The following is a 22,025-nucleotide window of genomic DNA, read 5'->3' as shown; positions in this document are numbered from 1 at the left end:
ACTTTGGAGATTGTCCATGCTTTCCGCGTCATCATCATCCCCGACCACGCCCGCACCGCGCCAGGACGCCTTCCTCGCCGTGCTCTTGGTGCTGCTGGTCGGCCTCAATCTACGGCCCATCCTGGCCGCCATCGGTCCGCTGCTGGATGGCATCCAGGCCGCGACCGGCCTGGAAGGCAGTGGCGCCGGGGCGCTGACCACCCTGCCCATCGCCGCCATGGGGTTCTGCGCCCTGGGTGGCGCGCGCTTGCAGGTCTGGCTCGGTGAGCGCCGCGGCATCGCCCTCGGCCTGCTGCTGCTGGCCCTGGCCAATGCCTTGCGCTGGGAAGAGCCGAGCGGCCTGGGGCTGATCCTCACCGCCGCCCTGGGCGGTGTCGGCATCGCCCTGGTACAGGCGCTGATCCCGGCCTATATCCGCCGCTGCCATCCGCAGCGCACCAGCACCCTGATGGGGCTCTACACCACCGGCATCATGGGCGGCGCGGCCGTGGCGGCGGCCACCGCGGCACCCCTGGCCGAGCAGTGGGGCTGGGCCCAGGGCCTGGCGCTCTGGACCCTGCCGGTGCTGCTGGCGCTCGGCGTCTGGCTGGCCCTGGCCCGTCCGGATGCGCCGGCGCAGGATGCTGCACCTCGCGCACAACCCTGGCGTCAGCGCCAGGCCTGGCTGTTGCTGGCCTTCTTCGGCATCGGCACCGCGGCCTACACCCTGGTGCTGGCCTGGTTGCCGCCGTACTACACCGGCCTCGGCTGGCAAGCGGCCGACAGCGGGCTGTTGCTGGGCGGCGTGAGTCTCGCCGAGGTCAGCGCCGGTCTCCTGCTGTCGGCCACCATCGCCCGGCTGCGCAGTCGCCGGCCGCTGGTGCTGGGCGTGCTCGGCGTGGTGCTGGTGGGACTGCTGTGTCTGGCGCTGGCGCCGCTGCAACTGGCGGTGCCCACCGCCATCCTGCTCGGTCTGGGCATCGGCGCGCTGTTTCCGCTGTCGCTGATCCTGGCGATGGACCAGGTGCGCGATCCCGCCGAAGCCGGTGCCTTGCTCGGTTTCGTCCAGGGCGGTGGCTATCTGATCGCCAGCCTGGCGCCGCTGGCCGCCGGCATCCTGCGCGACCATCTGGACAGCCTGGCCAATGCCTGGCTACTGATGGCGGTGGGCGTGGTGCTGCTGATGGGCCTCGGCCTGCGCCTGACCCGACCCGCGCGGCCGGTCTTGGCGCGCGGTTGCCAGCAGGCCTAGCCGTGTAAACCTAGCCCGCGCGCGGCAGGCGCAACTCCACCCGGAGGCCGCCCCGGGCGCGATTGCTGAAGCTCAGGGCACCGCCCAGCCGGCGGGCGATGGTCTCGACGATGGCCAGCCCCAGCCCGGCGCCTTGGGGATTGCCGGCACTGTAGAAGCGATCGCACAGCCGCGTGAGCTCGGCCTCGTCCACCCCGGGGCCGCGATCCTCCACCCGCAGCAACACGCCGTCGTCCTGGCTGGCCTCGATGCCGACCTCCACCGCACTGCCGGCAGGGGCGAAGGCCAGGGCGTTGGTGACCAGATTCTGCAGGGCGATGGCGATGGCATCCGGATCGCCCAGCACCGGTGGTCCGGCCTGGGCCGCCAGCACCAGTTCCACCTGATGCTTGAGTGCCAGGGGCGTCAATTCCGCCAGCTCTTCGCGCACCAGGGGTTCCAGGTCCAGCGCCTGGACCTGGGCGGCGCCGGGTTCCAGCCGCGCCAGGGTCAGCAACTGGCTGGCCAGACGGGTGGCTCGACCGACGCCCTGGCGCAGATAGCCCAGGGCTTCCTCGCGCTCTTCCGCCGTCTCGGCGTGCTGGGCGTTCTGCGCATGCAGATCGAGGATCGCCAGGGGGGTACGCAATTCATGGGCGGCGTCGGCGATGAAGCGGCGCTCGCGCTCGAGCAGGGCGCGCAACTGGGCGAGCTGGTGATCCAGGGCGCCACGCATGGGCTGCAACTCCGGCGGCAACGGTCCGGCCGGCAGCGGCGCCAGGCTGTGGGGGTCGCGCTCGCGCAGCTTGCGGGCGAAGTGCTGCAGCGGGCGCAGGCCCCAGCCCAGCAGCAACCAGAGCACCCCGACCAGCAGCGGTAGGCCCACCAGGGTCGGCCAGAGGGTATGGCTGACGATGCGCTGGATCAGGTCCTGGCGCAGGTCCTCGCGCTCGCCGACCCAGATGCGCAGGCCGCCATTGGCCGTATGCACCAGCATTCCGCACCATTCGCGACCGTTGTCGAACACCTCGTGCAGCCCCTCGGGCGGTACCTCGGTCAACCGCGGCGCCTGGCCGGACCGGGCCAACAACTGGCCGTCCGCGCTCCAGATCTGGAAGGTCAACTGATTCTCGTAGGGGTGCGCCGGTACGCTGCCGGGAACGGGCTGCATGGCCCGGTCGAACACCCGGATCAGCTCCGGCCAGCGATCCGCCGCCGGCGTACCGGCCTGCAGCAGGCCTTCCAGCAGGCGCGCGCCCTGGACCAGTTGGGCGTCGTAGATGCCCTCGATCTCGCGATGGCTGTCGCGCAGGGCCAGCAATGCGAGGGCCAGACTGCCGGCCAGCACCAGGGCCAGGGTGGGGGCGAGGATGCGGGTACGGATGGCGATCATGGCTGACGCTCCAGCAGATAGCCCACCCCGCGCACGGTGCGGATCAGGCCGCTGTCGAGCTTCTTGCGCAGGTTGTGGATGAGCACTTCCAGGGTGTTGCCCGAGGCCGCTTCCTGCCAGCCATAGAGCGCATTGCTCAGCCGCTCGCGGGTGATGACGGCGCCCGGTCGCAACAGCAGCTGGTGCAGCAGTTGATACTCCATGGGGGTCACCATTACCTCGGCGCCGCGATAGTGCACCGCCTGGCTGGCCGGATCGAGGCTGATGCCAGCGTGCTCCAGCAGCGGTTGCGCCCGGCCACAGCTGCGGCGGATCAGGGCCCGCAGGCGCGCCTTGAGTTCGTCCAGGTCGCAGGGCTTGACCAGATAGTCGTCGGCGCCGGCATCCAGGCCTTGGATACGATCGGCCTTGGCATCGCGGGAGGTAAGCACCAGCACCGGCACCTGGCCGTCGGGTCGGCTGCGCAGGCGGCGCAGCAGATCGAGGCCGTCCAGCCGTGGCAGACCCAGGTCCAGCAGCACCAGGTCGAAGCGTTCGGACGCCAGGGCGTGCTCGGCGGCCAGGCCGTTGGCCACCCAGTCCAGGGTATAGCCCTCGCCGCGCAGGGCCATGCGGATGCCCTGGGCCAGGGCCGCATCGTCTTCCACCAGCAGTACCCGCACGCCTGTCTTCCTCGCTCTGCCATGCCGCCAGCCCGTCATCATCGCCGCGAAGACCGGGCGCCGGCGAGGGCGACTGTTACCGGGCGTTGCATGCCGAGGCTGGTCTGAACAGTCGCCGAGCGAAGATCAGGCGAGGCGCAACGACCAACGGGAGTAACAGCCAATGGCTACCCGAAGGGTGAGCGCCAGCGAAGCGAATCCAGGAGGAAGCGGATCGGCCTCGCGCGCGAAGTTACGAGTGGTAAATGAGCATTCCGACCCAGCGGATTTTTAACGCAGCCTGAGCTGGCGCAGGCACTGTTCAGAGCCTAGGCGCAGTGCCCGTCGAGGGTGCCCGGCGGATCCACCTGCACCGTCACGTGCTGCAGTCCATGGCGACTGCGCAGCAGCTCGCCCACCAGGGTCGGCAGACGCAGGGGGTCGCTGCCCGGCGCCGGGGTGATGTGCAGGGTGGCGATGCGGGTTTCGTCGGTCAGCGTCCAGACGTGCAGATGACCCACCTCGGCCACCTCCGGCAGGGCACGGACCGCCGCCGTGGCACCGGCCGTGTCGAATTCCCTTGGCGCGGCCTGCAACAGCACCGCGCCGGCATCGCGCACCAGGGTCCAGGCCGATTTGACGATGAGCAGGGCGACCAGGATCGACAGCGCCGGATCCAGCCAGGTCCAGCCGGTCCAGAGGATGCCCAGGGCGGCGACGATGGCGCCCACCGAACCCAGCAGGTCACCGGCCACATGGAGCAGGGCGCCGCGCAGGTTGCTGTCGTCCTTGTGGCCGCTGTTGAGCACCACGAAGCCGACGATATTGACCACCAGGCCGATCACCGCCACCACCAGCATGGGGCCGGAGAGCACCTCGGTGGGTTCGCGCAGGCGCATGATGGCTTCCCAGCCGATCCATAGCACCAGCAGCAGCAGGGCGACGCCATTGGTCAGGGCGGCGAGGATGCGTACCCGGTGGAAGCCATAGGTGAAGCGCGCATTGGCCGCCTTGGCCGCCACGCGGTAGGCCACCAGGGCCAGCAGCAGGGCCGCGGCATCCGAGACCATGTGCCCGGAATCGGCGATCAGCGCCAGGGAGCCGGACCACCAGCCGCCCACGGCCTGGACGATGGCGTAGCCAAAGGTCAGGACGAAGACCAGCTTGAGCTTGCGCTCGTTGTCGGCGGTGACCCGCGGGGCATGGGCGTGACCATGGCCGTGATCGTGGCCATGCTGGTGATCGTGATCGTGATCGTGATCGTGATCGTGATCGTGGTGCGGGGTGGAGCCACTCATCTACAGGTCTCCGAAGGGTTGAGGAGGCAGCGGGCAATAGCTTTTCTGTGACCATCCTGAAGCCTGAAGTGACTTCAGGGTCAAGCCGGCCTCCTACCGGCTGACCGCCTGGTCATCTGTTACCGCGCATGAGCCACTAAGACTTCATTAAGGTTCGCCCCTCAGGGTAGCGGCTTCCTGTCATTGGAGCCCGCTCATGGCCGCTCGCCTTCGCTTCCCCTTGCGCTTGCGCAGGGTCCCCTGATGCTGCTCGCGACGTTTTCCCGCCCCCGCGCCACGGGTTGGCGGCACTGGCGCAATTTGCTGGCCTTGAGCAGTTTGAGTTGCCTGCTGTTGCTGGCCGACGACTTCCTGCAGCAAGGCTTCACCCCCAACAACCGCGCCGAGCTGGAGGCGGGCTATGTCGCCGCGCTCTGGGTGTTCAGCCTGGCGCTCTGGTTGAGCCAGCTGCCACGCCTGGCAGTGGCCATCCTGCTGGGGTTCGCGCTGATGCAGCTGTTGCAGCTGGGCAACCTCAGCTTTTTCGGTGAGCCGCTCAGCGCCATCGATATCCAGGCTTTACTGGGCGACACCGCCGAGGTGCGCCACACACTCTGGCTCAGCCTCCCCGAGCACTGGCCGGTGCTCCTCTGCGTGGGTCTGCCCTATGGGCTGCTGATCGCCTTGCATCTCTACCTGCCGGGCCGGGTGCCGCTGCCGGCCAGTCGCTGGGCGCTGCTGTTGATCGCCGCGGTGCTGCTGTCCAAACCCTATCGCGCCACCTATCGCAACCTCGATGCCTTCGTGCCCAGCCCCAGTCGCAGCGGCCTGCACAACAGCCTCAATGCCTTTTCCGCCTGGGCGGTGCGCCTGGCCGGGCGTGACGACGTCGTCCTGCCGCCCACCGCCTATGCGCCCTATGGGCTGGCCCAGGTGCCCAGTACCGCGCGACACGTCTGGCTGGTGGTGGCCGATTCCCTGCGCAGCGATCGGCTGGGCGCCTTTGGTTACGAACGCAATACCACCCCTAAGCTTTCGGCCTACCTGGCGGACAATCCCCAGGCGCTGATCCGGCCCGGGGTAGCGGCAGGGGTGGCCACCGACGTCAGTCTGCCCTATCTATTGAATCCCATCCGCGAGCCGGGCCAGGACCAGCGGTTGCGCAGCGGCGAGATCAATCTGTTTCGCTTCGCCCAGGCCGCCGGCTTTCGCACCCATTGGCTGTCCTCCCAGGAGTCCAAGTTGCTGGCGCACCTGGGCAGTCGCCACCTGGACGTTTCCATCTCCCGCGAGGACCATCCGCTGCGCTTTCTGCAGCGCCAGGATCGCGCCCTGCTGGAGATCCTCGACGAACAGCAGTGGGCGCCACGCAACTTCGTGGTGCTCAACCTGCGCACCGCGCACCTGCCCTATGCGCAGAACTATCGGCACGAGACCACGCCCGCGCCCTGGCCGGACAGCGGCGCCGAGGGCCAGGCCAATGCCTACGACAATTCCCTGCACTACCTGGATGGCCTGCTCGCCGAGATTCTCGCCGACTTCGATCGTCTGGACGGCGAGCGCTATCTGATCATCACCGGCGATCACGGCCAGCGGCTGGGGGAGGGGGGTCACTGGGGCCACAACGACCTGGTGCCCGAGGTCAGCGATGTCCCAATGATCGTGGTGGCGCGCGATGCCCCGACCGAGGCCCTGGCCGAGCTGCAGGACGAGCGCTGGATCAGTCACTACGAAGCCGGCAGCTGGCTGGCGGAGCGCCTGGGTACCCGCATCGACAATCCCAATCGCCGTCCGGGCGAGTACTTCGTCCATGGCAAGCTCTTGTTCAGCGATAACTTCGTGCAGCGCGTCTGCGAATCGCCCACCGGCCTGGTGCACCAGGCGCCGCAGCAACTGAGTAAGTTGCTGCTGGACACCTCGGCGGCGCCCTGCGGTTAGTGCCGTTGCCGTCTTACCCTCGGCAACGGGGCACCGCTACACTGCCGGCGCCTTTTCACCTCAGTAGCAGGACCTCCTCATGTCTTCCGCTTCTCCTGTTTCCCGCTATGCGCGCAGCGCCCGGTTGCTGCACTGGCTCATGGCCCTGCTGGTACTGCTGGCCTATGTACTGATCCTCAATCGCGGGCAGTTCGAGCGGGGCTCGCTGGAGCGCCAGTGGGTAGTGCTCAGCCATTTCTGGGTCGGCCTGCTGGTCCTGGCGCTGGTCCTGCCGCGACTGCTGGTGCGCCACCGCCATCCGGTACCGCCGATCACGCCGCCGCTGGCGAAGAGCCTGGAGACCGTCGGCCGGCTGACCCACTACGGGCTCTACGCCTTTCTGCTGGCCCAGCCGCTGCTCGGACTCTTCACCGTCTGGCTGACCATCGGCGCGGTCAAGATCCCTTCCAGCACCTGGGCGCTGCCTTCGCCCTTTCCCGTGGACCCGGAACTGGCGAAGACGCTCAAGGGCGTGCACCTCTGGCTGGGCAAGGCCTTCTACTGGGTGATCGGCCTGCACGTGCTGGCCGCGCTCTGGCATCACCTGGTGCGCAAGGACGATACCCTGAAGCGCATGTGCTAACGCGGCTCGAGGGCGATGATGCGGTTGCGCCCGCCTTCGGCCAGCAGGTAGCCGTCGCCCCGTGGCAGCAAGGCCTGGGGGGCGCGCAGGAAGGTCAGGATGGCGCGCGGGGCTGACTGGCGATCCCAGAGCAGCAGGCGGGCGCGGTGGGTGGAGTCTTCGCTGATCCACAGGCCGCGATGGTCGCAGAGCAGAAAGCTCGGTTCGCGCAGATCGCTCAGCGCCGGCGGATCACGGCCATCGTCGCTCAGCTGGCGCACCAGGCCACGGGATTTCTCGGTATAGAAGGCACTGCCATCCGGGCAGCGGGTAAAGGACTCCGCCTCGTCCAGGTGGTCGCGCAGCACGGTCAGGCTGCCATCGGCGGCGTCGTAGCGCAGCAGGCGTCCCTCGCCCTTGCGGTCTTCCACCGCATAGAGGCGCTTGCCTTCGGCCCAGAGGCCCTGGGCGTTGATGCCGATGAACAGATCACGACTGCCAGTGGCGTCGAACCAGCGGATCGGATGGGTGCCGCCTTCCTGGCTGTAGGCGAAACCCTCTTGGTAGGGCACCAGGCCATCGGGCTTGTACAGGCCCGCGCTGAGCACGCTGCGCCGGCCCTGGGCATCGATGCGCAGCAGGCGACCCTTGCCGTCCTTGAGTTCTTCCGCGGTGAGCAGGGCGTCGCCCTGCCAGGCCAGGGCACTGGCCTTGGCGATATCGGCATGGGCCACTGCGTAGCGCCAGCCAGGCGCGGCCTGGGCCGGCCAGAAGCGTTGCCAGGCGAGAAAGCCCAAGGCTGCCAGTAGCAGGGCGACCAGGACGAGGAGCGCGCTACGCCACAGCGTGGCCATCAGGCGGCGACAGCGGCCAGGTGTTCATGAAGGATGGCCGCGCCGATCACGATCAGCACCACGCCGCCGAGCATCTCCGCGCGCTTGCCCACAAGATTGCCCATCACCCGGCCCAGCATCACCCCGGTGGTGACCATGACCATGGTGGCGAGGCCGATGGCCAGGGCGGCGGTAATGATGTTGACGTCGATGAAGGCCAGGCCCACGCCCACGGCGAGGGCGTCGATGCTGGTGGCCACGGCGGTCAGGGCGAGCAGCAGGAAGGAGTGCTGGCGGGGCTTCTCGGCTTCGGCTTCGGGCGCGCCGAAGCCGGCCCAGATCATGCGCAGGCCAAGCACGGTGAGCAGGGTGAAGGCGATCCAGTGATCCCAGGGCTGGACGTACTGCGCGGCGGTCAGGCCGATGGCCCAGCCGATCACCGGGGTGATGGCTTCGATGACGCCAAAGATGGCGCCGGTACGCAGGGCTTCACGCAGGCAGGGCTTGTGCAGGCTGGCACCCTTGCCGACGGCGGCGGCAAAGGCATCGGTGGACATGGCGAAGGCTAGGAACATCAGGGAAGCGGGGTTCATCGTCACAGCGCCGACCGGGCTCGATCCACAAGACACCCCCGCACGCCCGGCATGGCGCGGTGATGCCTCTGGTCTCGCCAACCCTGACCGGCTGTCCTGACCACGGCGGTTGCCGAGTATGTTGATCAGAACGCTTTCCACCGCAGTGGAAGCAGGCTACTCCCCAAAGAGGCCGCCACCTTACCCATCCGGATAGAGAAAGTCTATCTTGTAGATAGTTCTAATATATATAGCCTTGGCTAAATTCCTGCTGCCAATTCGCTCGCGCGGATGCGCCAGAAAGCCTGCAAGGCCCGCCATAACTGGATCGTGGCCACAGCACAGGCTGCTGGGACGACCGCGGGCGGCGGACAGGCGTGTCGTCTGGTGACCGCCGGAGGTCGCCGGTGGAAGCCGACCAGAAGGTAGGCAGCCTCTTTGCCATCCACAGCATAGGGCAGATGGGTCCGAGCGGTCTGCTGCAAGGCCTGGGTGCGGACACCTTCGCTTGCCAACGCAGGAGCTGTCGCCGCCGCTCTCAATGATGGCGCTCTGCCGTCCCCGTTTCGTCATGCCGCTGACACTTAATTGTCACATTTCGGCAATAGCCTAGCGCCAGCCCTCACTAGGTAATGGAGCCACCATGAAACGCACGTTCAGCCTCTCTCTGTTGTTGTCGGCCTTTTGCCTGAGCACCGCCGCTCACGCCGTGGATGTCACAGGCGCCGGCTCGAGCTTCGTCTTCCCCGTTCTGTCGAAGTGGTCGCAAGGCTTCAGCGAGAAGACTGGCAACCGTATCAACTACCAGTCCATTGGCTCCGGCGGCGGCATTGCCCAGATCAAGGCCGGCACCGTGGACTTCGGCGCCACCGACGCCCCCATGAGCACCGACGACCTGCAGAAGGGTGGCCTGGGCCAGTTCCCGACCATCATTGGCGGCATCGTTCCGGTCGTCAACGTGGAAGGCATCGAGCCCGGCAAGCTGAAGCTCGACGGCCCGACCATGGCCAAGATCTTCATGGGTGAGATCAAGACCTGGAACGACCCGGCCATCGCCGCGCTGAACCCCGGCCTGAAGCTGCCTGAGGGCGCCATCACCGTGGTGCGTCGTTCCGACGGCTCGGGTACCTCCTATAACTTCACCAACTACCTGGCCAAGGTCAGCCCGGAGTGGAAGGAGAAGTTCAACTTCGGCACCACCGTCAACTGGCCGGTCGGTGTGGGTGGCAAGGGTAACGAGGGTATCGCCGCCTACGTGAAGCAGATCAAGGGCTCCATCGGCTACGTCGAGTACGCCTATGCGCTGACCAACAAGATGTCCCATGTGCAGCTGAAGAACGCCGCCGGCAACTTCGTGCAGCCCGACGCCAAGAGCTTCCAGGCCGCCGCCGCCACCGCCGACTGGAAGAGCGCCAAGGACTTCAACCTGCTGATGACCAACGCCCCGGGCGCCGATGCCTGGCCGATCACCGCCACCACCTGGATCGTGATGTACAAGGAACCCAAGAACGAAGAGCGCAGCAAGGTCGCCTTCGACTTCTTCAAGTGGTCCCTGGAGCATGGCCAGAAGGATGCCGCGGCCCTGGATTACGTCCCGGTCCCGGATGCCCTGGTCAAGCAGATCGAAGGCTACTGGGCGTCCGACTTCAAGAAGTAAACACGCCTGTCCCGCCGCCTGGATCCCCTGGGGTCCAGGCGGTTTCGCGCGTCCTTCCAGGTAGACGGAAAGCTCCATGACCGACCAGACCCTGCCCCTCTCCGCCGCTCAGGAACAGCGCATCCGCCGGGATACCCGCGCCGATGTCTGGTTCCGCCGGCTCCTGTTTTCCGCCGCGCTGCTGGTACTGCTGGTACTGGTCGGCGCCGCCGCGTCCACCCTCTGGGGCGGTCGCCACGCCTTCATGACCTTTGGCCTGGACTTCATCACCTCGGCCGAATGGGATGTCGGGGCCGAGAAGTTCGGCGCCCTGGTGCCCATCTATGGCACCCTGATGACCTCCTTCATCGCCCTGCTGCTGGCCGTGCCTACCGCCTTCGGCATCGCCCTGTTCCTCTCCGAGATCGCCCCTACCTGGCTGCGCGGTCCGGTGGCCACGGCGGTGGAACTGCTGGCCGGTATCCCCTCGATCATCTACGGCATGTGGGGCCTGTTCGTCTTCGGCCCCTTCATGGCCGCGCACATCTCGCCCTTCATCAACGACTACCTCGGCGCCATCCCGGTGATCGGCGTGCTGTTCCAGGGACCGCCGCTGGGCATCGGCATGCTGACCGCCGGCATCATCCTGGCGATCATGATCCTGCCCTTCATCACCTCGGTGATGTACGAGGTTTTCCGCAGCGTGCCGGCCCAGCTCAAGGAATCGGCCTATGCGCTGGGGTCCACCACCTGGGAAGTCTGCTGGGACATCGTGCTGCCCTACACCCGCTCGGCGGTGGTCGGCGGCGCCTTCCTCGGCCTGGGTCGCGCCCTGGGCGAGACCATGGCAGTGACCTTCGTGCTGGGCAACGCTCACCAGTTCTCCCTCTCGCTGATGATGCCGAGCAGTTCCATCGCCTCGGTGATCGCCAACGAATTCAACGAGGCCTACACCGATCTGCACCGCTCTTCGCTGATCGCCCTGGGCTTTTTGCTGTTCGTGGTGACCTTCTTCGTGCTGCTGGCGGCACGGCTGATGCTGACGCAACTGTCGCGCAAGGCAGGTAACTGATGCACATCGACGCCTATCTCTATCGCAAGCGGCGGATCAAGAACGGCATCGCGCTGATCTTTGGCAGCGCCGCGGCCGTGCTCGGCCTGGGTTTCCTGGCCTGGATCCTTGGCACCACCCTGATCAAGGGCGTCAGCGCCCTGAGCCCGGCCATCTTCGTCGAGATGACGCCGCCACCCGGCGCCACTGACGGCGGTCTGGCCAACGCCCTGTTCGGCAGCGTGCTGATCACCCTGCTGGCCACCGCCATCGGTGCACCCATCGGCATCCTCGCCGGCCTCTGGCTGGCCGAATACGCCCGCCACTCCAAGCTCGGCCTGGTGGTGCGTTTCGTCAACGACATCCTCTTGTCGGCGCCGTCCATCGTCATCGGCCTGTTCATCTACACCGCCGTGGTGGTGACGCTGAACCAGTACTCCGGTGGCAGCCTGGGCTTTTCCGGCTTTGCCGGCTCCCTGGCGCTGGCCATGCTGGTGGTGCCGGTGGTGACCCGTACCACCGACGAGATGATGCAGCTGCAGCCGCCGGCCATGCGCGAAGCGGCCCTGGCCCTGGGCATCCCCCAGTGGAAGGTGACCCTGCAGATCCTGCTGCGCGCCTCCCGCGCCGGCGTGGTGACCGGGGTGCTGCTGTCGATCGCCCGCATCACCGGCGAGACCGCACCGCTGCTGTTCACCGCCTTCGGCAACCAGTACTGGAACGCCGACGTGCTCAAGCCTATGGCCACCGTGCCGGTGACCATCTTCCAGTTCGCCATGAGTCCGTTCGAGAACTGGCAGCACCTGGCCTGGGCCGGCGCCCTGCTGCTGACGCTGTTCGTGCTGTTCCTGAACCTTTCCTCTCGCTTCTTCTTTCGTAACCGGGATTCCAAGTGACTACCATGCAGACGCAGATACCGGAACTGCAGGCGCGCGACGTCGGCTTCCGTTACAAGGGCCACCAGGCGCTCAAGTCGATCAACCTGGACATCGCGGCCAAGCAGATCACCGCCATCATCGGCCCGTCCGGATGCGGCAAGTCCACGCTGCTGCGCATCTTCAACCGCATCTACTCGGAATACCCGGGACTGGAAGCGACCGGCGAGATTCTCATGGACGGGGAGAACATCCTCGATCCGAAGTACTCGCTGAGTCGCCTGCGCAGCACCATCGGCATGGTGTTCCAGAAGCCGGTACCGTTCCCCATGTCCATCGCCGACAACGTCGCCTATGGCATTCGCCACCACGAGCGCCTGTCCCGGGTGGAGCTGCAGGATCGGGTTGAGCAGGCCCTGCGTGGCGCGGCGCTGTGGGATGAGGTCAAGGACAAGCTCAATCAGAGCGCCCTGGGGCTCTCCGGCGGTCAGCAGCAGCGCCTGTGCATCGCCCGTACCATCGCCCTGCGTCCGCGGGTGCTGCTGCTGGACGAGCCGACCTCGGCCCTGGACCCCATCTCCACCGCGCGCATCGAGCAACTCCTGGCCGAACTCAAGCAGGAGTTCACCGTGGTCATCGTCACCCACAACATGCAGCAGGCGGCGCGTTGCTCCGACGTCACCGCCTTCATGTACCTGGGCGAGCTGATCGAAGTGGACAAGACCGACAAGATCTTCACCAAGCCGGACAAGAAGCAGACCGAGGACTACATCACCGGTCGCTTTGGCTGAAAATCTCGCCAGATCTCGCAAGGCCACTCCCTGGAGTGGCCTTTTTCATGGGCGGCTGAAAAGCGGTGAGCCAGGGCCTCTGGTCGTCCTCATCCTTCCCGGTCCGCAGTGGAGCCGTTCGGGACGGATGAATCTTTGGTTAAATTTTGCTTTAGATTCAGTGACTTGAATTAAAACCTTTATGTTCCTGCAAGCAAAACGACATCTCTTCTGCCGAGACTGACCCAGCTTTGTGACGGGCTGCACTGCCAGCCACTACCACCTGGATTGTCTTGAAAGGAGATCTGCCGATGTCTGTTAACCCTTATCGATTCACGGCGCTGTTCTCGGGCGTGCTCCTGGCCACCTGCTCGGCCACCGCGAGTGCCGCTGTCGATGAGAAACTGCTCGACATGCTCAAGGCCAATGGCTCCATCACCCCGGCCCAATACAGCGAATTGCGCGGCGACCTGCAGCAGGAGCAGCAGGCGCGTGCCGCCCAGGTCGCTCAGCAGCAGAAGACCTCCGACTTCGAGAAGAAGCTGGCCTGGGCCGCCAAGACCCAGATCAAGGGCGACGTGCGGGTGCGCCACGAGAGCATCGACATCAGCGGCGAGCCGGACAACGGCCGCGACCGTGACCGTGACCGCCAGCGTATCCGCGCGCGGCTGGGTGCCTATAGCGAGATCAATCCGCAGGTGAACACTGGCATCCGCATCGCCACCGGCGGTGGCGACGACGCCCGCTCCACCAACCAGGATCTGAACAACTACTTCAACAAGAAGCAGCTCTGGCTGGATCAGGCCTACATCGACTACCACCCCACGGCAGTGCCGAATCTGCACCTGGTGGGCGGCAAGATGGGCCAGCAGTGGGTCAGCACCGGCGACGTCATCTGGGACGCCGACATCAACCCCGAAGGCCTGGCCGGCACCTACAAGTACGATCTGGGCGGCGGCGCCGAGCTGTTCGGCAGCACGGGCTACTATGTGCTCAAGGACAACGTCGACGGCGAAGGCTATGAATTCAAGCATGACCTGCGCCTCTACGCCGGTCAGCTGGGCAGCCGCTTCAACCTGGGCGATGCCGCCAAGCTGATGGTGGGCGGCAGCGTCTATGCCTACGACAAGGAGCAGGACAGCGCCTGCCCGACCACTGGTTCGGTCACCGCGCCCTGCGCCCTGGCGGTCAATGGCAACACCACCGACCGCTTCCAGCTCTACGAGGGCTTCGCCCAGCTGGACCTGACCAAGCTGTGGGTGCCGCTGTCCTTCTATGGCCAGTACGTGGTCAACGACAAGGCCGACGACGGCGAGGACACCGCCTGGCTGCTGGGTGCCAAGACCAAGCTGATGCAGCGGGTCGGGCTGGAATACAACTACCGCGATGTCCAGCGCAACGCCGTGGTGGGTGCCTTCACCGATTCCGACTTCGGCAACGGCTCCACCGGCGCCCGCGGCCACAAGCTCAAACTCGGCTACGAGATCGACAAGAACTTCGGTGTGGGCCTGACCTACTTCCTCGCCGAGTCCGATACCGCCACCCGCTTCCGCCGCGATGCGGACGTCAAGACCCTGCAGCTGGACCTGGAAGCCAAGTTCTAACCACGGCCCTAGGTCGTGCTCCTCTTGAACCGCCCTCGGGCGGTTCTTTTTTGCCTGCTCGGTGGAGAGGCTCGCCTGAAAAATGTTGGGCTTCGCTGCGCTCAACCCAACCTACGCTGGAGCTGCTCTTCCCCCTATTCCCCCGGGAGACGGCTGGGGTAAGAGAAGCTTCCGCCTACCAACCGATGGAAAGGCTCGCCTCAAAAATGTTGGGCTTCGCTGCGCTCAACCCAACCTACGCCGGAGCCGCTCTGCCCCCTCTCCTTCTGGGAGAGGGCCGGGGTGAGGGAAGCTCCCGCCTACCAACCGATGGAAAGGCTCGCCTCAAAAATGTTGGGCTTCGCTGCGCTCAACCCAACCTACGCTGGAGCCGCTCTGCCCCCTCTCCCTCTGGGAGAGGGCCGGGGTGAGGGAAACTCCTGCCTATCAACCGATGGAAAGGCTCGCCTGAAAATGTTGGGCTTCGCTGCGCTCAACCCAACCTACGCTGGAGCCGCTCCTCCCTTTATTCCTCCGGGAGAGGGCCGGGTGAGGGAAGCTCCCGCCTACCAACCGATGGAAAGGCTCGCCTGAAAATGTTGGGCTTCGCTGCACCCAACCCAACCTACGTTGGAGTCGCTTTGCCCCCTCTCCGTCTGGGAGAGGGCTGGGGTGAGGGAAGCTCCCGCCCACTACCGCTCGACCCTGATCTCCACCAGCTTGCCATCGATGAACTTGAGGTGGCGGGAGGCGCCGTTCTCCGGGCCATAGGTCCAGAACTGGGTCTCGGCCGCATTGAACTTGGGCACGTTGTTGTTGCGCAGGGCAGGGGGATTGACCTTGCGCTCGGCCGGGGCGCCGCAGGCGGCCAGGACCTGCTCGACGCTGTCGCCTTCTTCGACGAGATTCTGCCCGCAGCGCAGGCTGGCCTGGGCCAGCAGAGGCAAGAGCAGGGCAGTCAGCAGCAGGTGACGAGCGCGCATGGGAACTCCGAGAGGTTGTGGCAGAGGCCGTTGCCTTCAGCCTAGCCGTTATCGCTGGCGTGGGGCGCTTTGGCAAAGCCGCGACTCAGATAACGCGAGCCGGCCAGGCCGAAACGCCAGGGCACCTCGCGGGCGCGGCTGATACCGATGCGCGGGCCTGCGATCACCGCCACCGCGGCGGTCGCCGGCTCCAGCAGAAAGGGCGGCTCCGCCAGCGACAGGCCGTCGTGACTGCCATCGATGCCCAATGCCTGGCACAGCCGGCCGGGACCGGCGCAGAGCAGGCGATCGGCCAGCCCGCCTCGGCGTTCGCGCATCACCTCCAGCCCCCACAGCGGCTCCATGGCGCGGATCAGCACCCCCGCGCCATGGCCAGCCTCACGGCAGACCAGGTTGAAGCACCAATGAATGCCATAGGAGCGATAGACATAGGCATGCCCGGGCGGACCGAACATGGCCTTGTTGCGCGGCGTGGGGCCGGCAAAGCTGTGAGAGGCCGGATCTTCGCCGTCGTAGGCTTCGGTTTCGACGATCAGGCCGCCCACACCTTCGAGCCTGAGCGTCGCCCCGATCAGTTGCCGGGCGACCTCGTCCACCGGGCGGGTGAAATCCAGGTCGCTCACGCCTCGGGCTCCGGCTCTTCCAGGATCAGCGCCGCATGCACCATGGCCAGGTGGCTCAGGCCCTGGGGGAAGTTGCCCAGGGCCGCGCCGTCACGGGGATCGCGCATCTCGGTCATCAGGCCGACGCCATTGAGACTGGCGGCCAGGACCTCGCGCATCAGCTCGCGCGCCTGGTCCACCTCGCCCAGCACGGCATGGGCCTCGACCATCCAGTAGGAGCAGGCCAGGAAGGCACCTTCTTCCTGCTCGGCACCGCTATAGCGATAGACCAGAGGTCCATGGGCCAACTCACGGCGGATGGCCGCCAGGGTGCTGACCGAGCGCTCACCGCCGTCGAAGCCGAAACGGATGCCGAGCAACAGCCCGGCGTCCAGGCGCTCGGTACCGGCATAGAAGGTGTAGGCCTGCTTGCGCTCGCTCCAGCAATGTTCGTTGACCCAGTCGCGGATGCGGTCGCGCTCGCGCTCCCAGCGACCGCACATGGCGTCTGGGATGTGGCCGTCGCGGGCCAGGGTCACGGCGCGATCCAGGGCGAACCAGCAGCCCAGCTTGGACAGGGTGTAGTGGCGCTCTTCAGGCAATTCCCACATCCCGGCATCCGTCTGCCGCCAGCCATCGGCGCAAAGGTTGGCCAGATCGGTGAGCAGGCTGGCGGTGGCGAAATCCAGCACATGGCCCTTGCTGGCATAGAGGCGGAAGGTCTCCAGCAGATCGCCATAGAGACTCAGCTGACACTGGGCGCTGGCGCGATTGCCGACACGTACCGGCTGGGAGTCGCGATAGCCGGGTACGGGGATGGTGCGCTCTTCCGGTGCCAGTTCGCCTTCCAGAGTGAAGCAGGTGTGCAGGCGATTGCCGTGGCGGCGGATGACGTTCTGAATCCAGGCCAGGGCCGCCTGGGCCTCGCCAAGGGCGCCCAGACGCAGGAAGGCCTTGATGGTAAAGACCGCATCGCGCACCCAGGCATAGCGGTATTCGTAGTTCTTGTCGCCGCCGATGCGTTCCGGCAGCGAGGTGGTGGCGGCGGCGACGATGGCACCGGTGGGCGAGTAGAGCAGCAGCTTGAGCGCCAATGCCGAGCGCTTCACCTCGCTGAGGAATTCGCCCTGGTAGGCAAAGCCCTGGGCCCATTCACGCCAGGCCTGGTCGCTGCGGTCGATGCGCTGGTCCACCTCGTCCAGGGACGGCACCACGAGGGGTTCGTTCTCGGTCGCGGTCAAGGCCAGGACACTGCGTTGCCCGGCCTCCAGTACCAGTCGCGCCACTAGCCGGCGATCATCGCATTCGAGGATTTCCAGCCGCTCGCAATAACGCAGGGTGGCCATCACACCGTCGACGTGCATGACCTCGCCATTGGGCGTGCTGCGCATCCAGGGCGAGACGGTCTGGCCCTGGGTGCCCGGCACCAGCTCGATACGCAGTTCGACCCGACCGGAGAGGCCTTCGACGCGACGACCCAGTTCGCACCAGGGCAGGCGTCCGGCCGAGCCGCTGTTGAGCGATTCGGTGAGGCGCACGCTGCCCTCGGCGGTGTGAAAGCAGGTTTCCAGGACGTTGCTGTCTTCGCGGTAGGCCCGCTCCACGCGATAGTGGGCGACCGGGGCGATCGAAAAGAAACCGCCCGCTGGGGCGTCCAGCAGGCGGTCGAACAGCGGTGCGGAATCCATGTTGGGGACGCACCACCAATCCAGCGAGCCATCCGGCGCCACCAGGGCGACCGAACGGCCATCGGAGAGGGCGGCGTAGCCCGCCAGGGGCGCGTAGCCGTCCTGGCGAGCGGGGTCGAAGGCCGCCACGGCCGTCAGCCCATGCCTCCGGTAGCGCCATAGACCTCACCGGTCACATAGCTCGACTCCTGGGACGCCAGCAGCACATAGATGGGCGCCAGCTCCGCCGGCTGGCCGGGGCGCTTGAACACCGTCTCGCCGCCGAAGGTGGGGATCTTTTCCTGGGGCTGGCCGCCGCTGGGCTGCAGCGGGGTCCAGAAGGGGCCGGGGGCCACGGCGTTGACGCGGATGCCCTTGCTGGCGACCTGCTTGGCCAGCGCCTTGGTGAAGTTGGTGATGGCCGCCTTGGTCGAGGCGTAGTCCAGCAGGAACTCCGAGGGCTGGGTGGCCTGGATCGAGGTGGTGTTGATGATGGCGGCACCGGCCGGCAGGTGCGGCAGCGCGGCCTTGCATAGCCAGAACAGGGCGTAGACGTTGGTCTTGTAGGTAGCGTCGAACTGCTCGGTGGTCAGCTCGGCGATGTCCTGCACGGCGGTCTGCTTGCCAGCCACATTGACCAGGATGTCGAGGCCGCCCAGGGCCTCCTTGGCCTTGCTCACCAGTTGGGTGCAGAAGGCTTCGTCCTTCAGGTCACCGGGAACGCAGATGGCCTTACGACCCTCGGCTTCCACCAGCTTGACCACTTCCTGGGCGTCGGCCTCTTCCTCGGGCAGGTAGTTGAGCACCAGGTCGGCACCTTCCCGGGCATAGGCGATGGCGGTGGCCCGACCGATCCCCGAGTCCGCCCCGGTGATCAGCGCCTTGCGCCCGGCCAGACGACCGAACCCCTGGTAGCTGGTCTCGCCATGGTCGGGGCGGGGCTGCATGACCTGCGCCAGGCCCGGGGCTTCCTGGGGCTGCTTGGGAAATTCCGGCTGGGGATACTGGGTAAGGGGGTTTTGCATGCGGTATTGGTTGTCGCTGGACATGACATCTCCTGAAGGGGGCCGAAAGGCGCCCGTTTGGCATCTTTTCGATGACGTTCAAGGAAATGGAGCAACAACTCGCGGGAGAGGTTCCCACTGATAGGTGATGGATGTCTCGGCTCGGACGGCTTTATCAACCTGCCTTTAAAGGCTGCGCCGATTTCGGAGCCGCCTCGATTCAGACGTCGAGTGGCTCCAGACGCAAGGCGACACCAGTCCGCTGCAGGGTGAGGATATCCGCCTCGCGGCAACCGATCAGGTGGCCTTCGGCGGTACGCAGCTGATCGTCTTCGAGCTGGGCATAGGACTGCGGTTGCTTTCCATCGCCGGCGACCATGATGTACAGCTGCCCACGCAGCAACTGACCCGCCAGACGTCCGTCGTCCAGGCCGATCAGGCGATAGCTGCGGCGGGCATCGTAGGTAAAGCGCATGGGAGCATCCATTCAGGGGGTTCAGATCAGAGCCGCGCTGGCGGGCAATGTTCAATTCCCCGTCCCAGGGTATTGAACCGGGAGGGCTACCGCTGCGCTTGCGGCCTGCCGCTCACCGGGGTGAGGGCAGGTCGTCCGCTGGTCGGAAGTTTCCTGGATGACCGATCAATAACGGAATTGCGCGACCAGGCCCTGGAAGGAATTGGCCAGTCGCGACAGCTCCTGACTGGACGCGGCGGTCTGCTGGGCACCGGTGGCGGTCTGGGTGGACAGGTCCTGGATATTGACCAGATTGCGGTCCACTTCGCGGGCCACCTGAGCCTGCTCCTCGGCGGCGCTGGCGATCACCAGGTTGCGCTCCTCGATCTGGGCGACCCCGGTGGTGATGCGGTTCAGGGCTTCGCCGGCACGGTTGGCGCGCTCCTGGGTATCCCCTGCCAGGGACTGGCTCTTGTGCATGGCGCTCACGGCTTCTTCGGCACTGCTGCGCACGGCGCTCATCATCCGTTCGATTTCGCCGGTGGACCCCTGGGTGCGATGGGCCAGGGCGCGAACTTCGTCCGCCACCACGGCGAAGCCACGACCCTGCTCGCCGGCGCGGGCCGCTTCGATGGCGGCGTTGAGCGCCAGCAGATTGGTCTGCTCGGCGATGCCACGAATCACTTCCAGCACCTTGCCGATCTCGCGTACCTGGCCTTCCAGGGTCTGCACCTTCTCGGTGGAGTCGGTGATCTCGCGGGTCATCACTGCCATGGCCTGGGCGGCCTGCTGCACCTGTTCGCGACCCTGTTGGGCTTCGCGACTGGTGTCCTGAGAGGCGGTGGAGGTGGAAGCGGCATTGCGCGCCACCTCTTCCACGGCTGCGGTCATCTGGTTGACCGCAGTGGCGGCCTGCTGCACCTCGTCGTGCTGGCGAACCTGGCCACGGGAGGTCTCCTCGGTCACGGCGTGCAGCTCTTCGGCGGCCGCGGCGAGTTGGCTGGAGGCACCGGCCATGCGCTGCACGGTGTCTTTCAGGCTGGCCTGCATGCCACCCAGGGCTTGCAGCAGCTGGCCGGCTTCGTCACGCCGGGAGCTCTGGATCGTCTGGGTCAGATCGCCCTGGGCGACCCGTTCGGCACTGGAGACGGCCTGGCGGATCGGCATGACGATCATCCGCGTGATGACGAAGCCCAGCGTCAGGGCGCAGAGCGTGGCCAGCAGCAGCCCCAGGCAGAGTACCCAGAAGGCCTGCTTGTAGGCGGCGTGGGCAGCGTCACCGGCCTCGGCACTCTGTCGCTTGTTGGATTGCATCATAATCTTGAACGAGGCCATGGTCTTGCGGTAGGTGGGTTGCACCTGCTCGTTCAACAGCTTGGCGGCACCGGCTACATCCTTGGCCGCGAGGCGTGCCAGGATGGCGTCGGTACCAGCGACATAGCTCTTCCAGTCCTGCTCGAAGGCATCACCGGCCTGCTTTTCATCGGCCTGCCGCGGCGTGGCGCGATAGGCGGCGAAGGGCTTCTCCGCATCGGCCTGATTGTCACGCATTGAGGTGATGACGGCCTGTTGGTCGCTTTGCGGTGCTTCGCCGTAGGCCATGGACAGCACGCGGAAGAGATCGCGATTGTGGCCGATGACATTGCTCTTGGCATCGTTGAGCAGGGTGATGGAGAGCAGCGTGTCGTTCAACACGTTATCCAGCTGGGCGTTGACGCTTCTGATGCCACTCAGGCCGACGGCGCCGATGCCCAGGGTGATGGCCGTGCACAGGCCAAAGGCCACGGCGAGTTTCTTCGCCAGCGCCAGATTGTTGAACCAGACCATGGAGCCTTCCTTTCTGCGAGGTGGGTTTCAGCCAAGTTGCGCTGGATACTCTCGCTATCGGCACCTGCTGTCCGACCTTTAGGTGAGCAGGTCAGGCTTCGCGATCGTTCGAAATCGCTTTCAGCCGCGTCCATAGAGTCGATCGAGCAGCTGGTTGGCCACGAGCGCATCCGCCAGGGTGGCCAGTTCCGGACGTGGTTTTCCGAGTAGCTGATCGAATACCGCCTGGGCCCCCTGAGGCACGCCGGGGTCGACGCCCTCGGCCAACGTCTGGCGATTTCCCTTAGCGTCGTGCAGTACCAGCCGCCCCGCGGAGAGCGCCAGGGTTCCCTCGTTGCCGTCCAGGCGAACGGCCAATCGCGGACCGCGCAGGGTGGCGCTGGCGCGCAGCTGGACTGGCAGGTCGCCGGCCCGGAGCAGCGCCTCGCCGCTGTGATCCAGCGGCCAGCGGGCATCGCGCTCCAGGCGGCAGTACTCGACCGTCAGGGCTTCACCAGTCAGCCAGGCGCTGAAATCCAGCAGATGCACCGCCAGGTCACCAAAGGCGCCATAGCCCATGCGCGTCTCGTCCAGATGCGCGGGCCAATCGCTCAGCCAGCCCTCCAGCAACCCGGGGTGCCCGGCGGTGAGCGACAGGTGGCTGAGGCTGCCGATGGCCCCGTCCTGCGCCAGCTGGCGCAACTGCCGCAGGGCCGGGTCGGTACGCAGGTAGAAACCGCTGAAGCAGGAACGACCGGCCAGTTGCGCCGCCAGCGCCGTCGCGCGTTCAGCCGAGACGGACAGTGGCTTTTCCACGAAGAGATGGCGAGCGCGCGGGAGCAGGGCGCTCACCGCCGCCTCGTGATCCTCGATGGCGGTGGTGACGAAGGCCAGATCCACCTCGGGCAACTGGGCGAAATTGTCCAGCACCGGCAGGCCATGGGGGACGGCAAGGCGCCGGGCGCGGGCGGGATCGCGTTCGCTGGCCACGGCCACCACCCGCACGCGCGGATCGGCCAGGCTGGTGTCCAGGTAGTCCTGGGCGTGGATCTGTTCGCAACCGACGATGGCGACGCTGAGCATGAAAAAGGGTCCTCTAACGGTGGGCGTACCGTTATGGACCCCAGGT

The 22,025-nt window shown here is 66.4% G+C and carries 20 protein-coding genes and 1 riboswitch; of the genes, 8 read left to right on the top strand and 12 right to left on the bottom strand.

Annotation, left to right across the window (positions count from 1 at the left end; all coding sequences use genetic code 11):
- Positions 1-16: 16 nt before the first annotated feature.
- Positions 17-1,231: an MFS transporter gene (locus tag V6W80_RS19955; protein ID WP_338545184.1), complete on the top strand. Its 1,215-nt coding sequence runs from the start codon at positions 17-19 to the stop codon at positions 1,229-1,231.
- Between the two features lie 10 nt (positions 1,232-1,241).
- Here the strand turns inward: V6W80_RS19955 and V6W80_RS19950 are convergent, their stop codons facing one another.
- From V6W80_RS19950 to V6W80_RS19940, 3 genes are all read right to left on the bottom strand, one after another.
- Positions 1,242-2,603 (bottom strand): ATP-binding protein, encoded by a 1,362-nt coding sequence (locus tag V6W80_RS19950; protein ID WP_338545183.1) that lies wholly within the window; start codon positions 2,601-2,603, stop codon positions 1,242-1,244.
- Positions 2,600-3,265, bottom strand: a complete 666-nt coding sequence (locus V6W80_RS19945) for a response regulator (RefSeq protein ID WP_338545182.1) — start codon at positions 3,263-3,265, stop codon at positions 2,600-2,602. Before V6W80_RS19945 ends, V6W80_RS19950 begins: the two co-directional genes overlap by 4 nt.
- Positions 3,266-3,573: 308 nt before the next feature.
- Positions 3,574-4,542: a cation diffusion facilitator family transporter gene (locus tag V6W80_RS19940; protein WP_338545181.1), complete on the bottom strand. Its 969-nt coding sequence runs from the start codon at positions 4,540-4,542 to the stop codon at positions 3,574-3,576.
- Positions 4,543-4,785: 243 nt separating this feature from the next.
- On the opposite strand from V6W80_RS19940, the gene V6W80_RS19935 reads away from it, so the two are divergent.
- Both V6W80_RS19935 and V6W80_RS19930 read left to right on the top strand, forming a co-directional pair.
- The gene (locus V6W80_RS19935) at positions 4,786-6,459 is read left to right on the top strand and encodes a phosphoethanolamine transferase (protein WP_338545180.1); all 1,674 of its coding nucleotides are present in this window, start codon (positions 4,786-4,788) and stop codon (positions 6,457-6,459) included.
- 79 nt (positions 6,460-6,538) lie between these two features.
- Positions 6,539-7,081 (top strand): cytochrome b, encoded by a 543-nt coding sequence (locus V6W80_RS19930; protein ID WP_338545179.1) that lies wholly within the window; start codon positions 6,539-6,541, stop codon positions 7,079-7,081.
- Here V6W80_RS19930 and V6W80_RS19925 read toward each other — a convergent pair.
- Positions 7,078-7,914, bottom strand: a complete 837-nt coding sequence (locus tag V6W80_RS19925; protein ID WP_338545178.1) for a hypothetical protein — start codon at positions 7,912-7,914, stop codon at positions 7,078-7,080. The genes V6W80_RS19930 and V6W80_RS19925 overlap by 4 nt on opposite strands.
- Entirely contained in the window at positions 7,914-8,486 is a 573-nt protein-coding gene (gene mntP / locus V6W80_RS19920) for a manganese efflux pump MntP (protein ID WP_017638704.1), read from the bottom strand. The genes V6W80_RS19925 and mntP overlap by 1 nt, the downstream gene beginning before the upstream one ends.
- Before the next feature lie 9 nt (positions 8,487-8,495).
- Positions 8,496-8,658, bottom strand: a riboswitch (yybP-ykoY riboswitch).
- A gap of 450 nt (positions 8,659-9,108) precedes the next feature.
- On the opposite strand from mntP, the gene pstS reads away from it, so the two are divergent.
- The 5 genes from pstS to V6W80_RS19895 all read left to right on the top strand — a co-directional run bounded on the left by pstS (position 9,109) and on the right by V6W80_RS19895 (position 14,401).
- Positions 9,109-10,122 carry a phosphate ABC transporter substrate-binding protein PstS gene (pstS, locus tag V6W80_RS19915; RefSeq protein ID WP_017638705.1) on the top strand — a complete coding sequence of 338 codons (1,014 nt, stop codon included), beginning with the start codon at positions 9,109-9,111 and terminating at the stop codon, positions 10,120-10,122.
- A gap of 76 nt (positions 10,123-10,198) precedes the next feature.
- Positions 10,199-11,173, top strand: a complete 975-nt coding sequence (gene pstC, locus V6W80_RS19910; protein ID WP_007160736.1) for a phosphate ABC transporter permease subunit PstC — start codon at positions 10,199-10,201, stop codon at positions 11,171-11,173.
- Positions 11,173-12,048 (top strand): phosphate ABC transporter permease PstA, encoded by an 876-nt coding sequence (gene pstA, locus V6W80_RS19905; RefSeq protein WP_017638706.1) that lies wholly within the window; start codon positions 11,173-11,175, stop codon positions 12,046-12,048. Before pstC ends, pstA begins: the two co-directional genes overlap by 1 nt.
- A 5-nt stretch (positions 12,049-12,053) precedes the next feature.
- Entirely contained in the window at positions 12,054-12,818 is a 765-nt protein-coding gene (gene pstB, locus V6W80_RS19900; RefSeq protein WP_017638707.1) for a phosphate ABC transporter ATP-binding protein PstB, read from the top strand.
- A 290-nt stretch (positions 12,819-13,108) separates the two neighbouring features.
- Entirely contained in the window at positions 13,109-14,401 is a 1,293-nt protein-coding gene (locus tag V6W80_RS19895; protein ID WP_338545177.1) for a putative porin, read from the top strand.
- Between the two features lie 671 nt (positions 14,402-15,072).
- Here the strand turns inward: V6W80_RS19895 and V6W80_RS19890 are convergent.
- From V6W80_RS19890 to V6W80_RS19860, 7 genes are all read right to left on the bottom strand, one after another.
- Positions 15,073-15,363: a DUF2845 domain-containing protein gene (locus V6W80_RS19890; protein WP_064308107.1), complete on the bottom strand. Its 291-nt coding sequence runs from the start codon at positions 15,361-15,363 to the stop codon at positions 15,073-15,075.
- A gap of 41 nt (positions 15,364-15,404) precedes the next feature.
- Positions 15,405-15,986 (bottom strand): DNA-3-methyladenine glycosylase, encoded by a 582-nt coding sequence (locus tag V6W80_RS19885; protein ID WP_338545176.1) that lies wholly within the window; start codon positions 15,984-15,986, stop codon positions 15,405-15,407.
- Complete coding sequence (locus V6W80_RS19880; RefSeq protein WP_068383590.1) at positions 15,983-17,782, bottom strand: glycoside hydrolase family 15 protein; 1,800 nt, start codon at positions 17,780-17,782, stop codon at positions 15,983-15,985. The genes V6W80_RS19885 and V6W80_RS19880 overlap by 4 nt, the downstream gene beginning before the upstream one ends.
- Before the next feature lie 5 nt (positions 17,783-17,787).
- Entirely contained in the window at positions 17,788-18,681 is an 894-nt protein-coding gene (locus V6W80_RS19875) for an SDR family oxidoreductase (protein WP_257705255.1), read from the bottom strand.
- A 175-nt stretch (positions 18,682-18,856) separates the two neighbouring features.
- Entirely contained in the window at positions 18,857-19,111 is a 255-nt protein-coding gene (locus V6W80_RS19870; RefSeq protein WP_257705256.1) for a hypothetical protein, read from the bottom strand.
- A gap of 165 nt (positions 19,112-19,276) precedes the next feature.
- Positions 19,277-20,917: a methyl-accepting chemotaxis protein gene (locus V6W80_RS19865; RefSeq protein ID WP_093255346.1), complete on the bottom strand. Its 1,641-nt coding sequence runs from the start codon at positions 20,915-20,917 to the stop codon at positions 19,277-19,279.
- A gap of 120 nt (positions 20,918-21,037) precedes the next feature.
- A complete protein-coding gene (locus V6W80_RS19860; RefSeq protein ID WP_338545175.1) occupies positions 21,038-21,979 on the bottom strand; it encodes a Gfo/Idh/MocA family protein in 942 nt (313 codons plus the stop codon).
- Positions 21,980-22,025: the final 46 nt, after the last annotated feature.

It is taken from the genome of Pseudomonas benzopyrenica (assembly GCF_036884265.1).
Classification (GTDB): domain Bacteria; phylum Pseudomonadota; class Gammaproteobacteria; order Pseudomonadales; family Pseudomonadaceae; genus Chryseomonas; species Chryseomonas benzopyrenica.
This window is presented reverse-complemented; position numbering and strand designations above follow the sequence as displayed.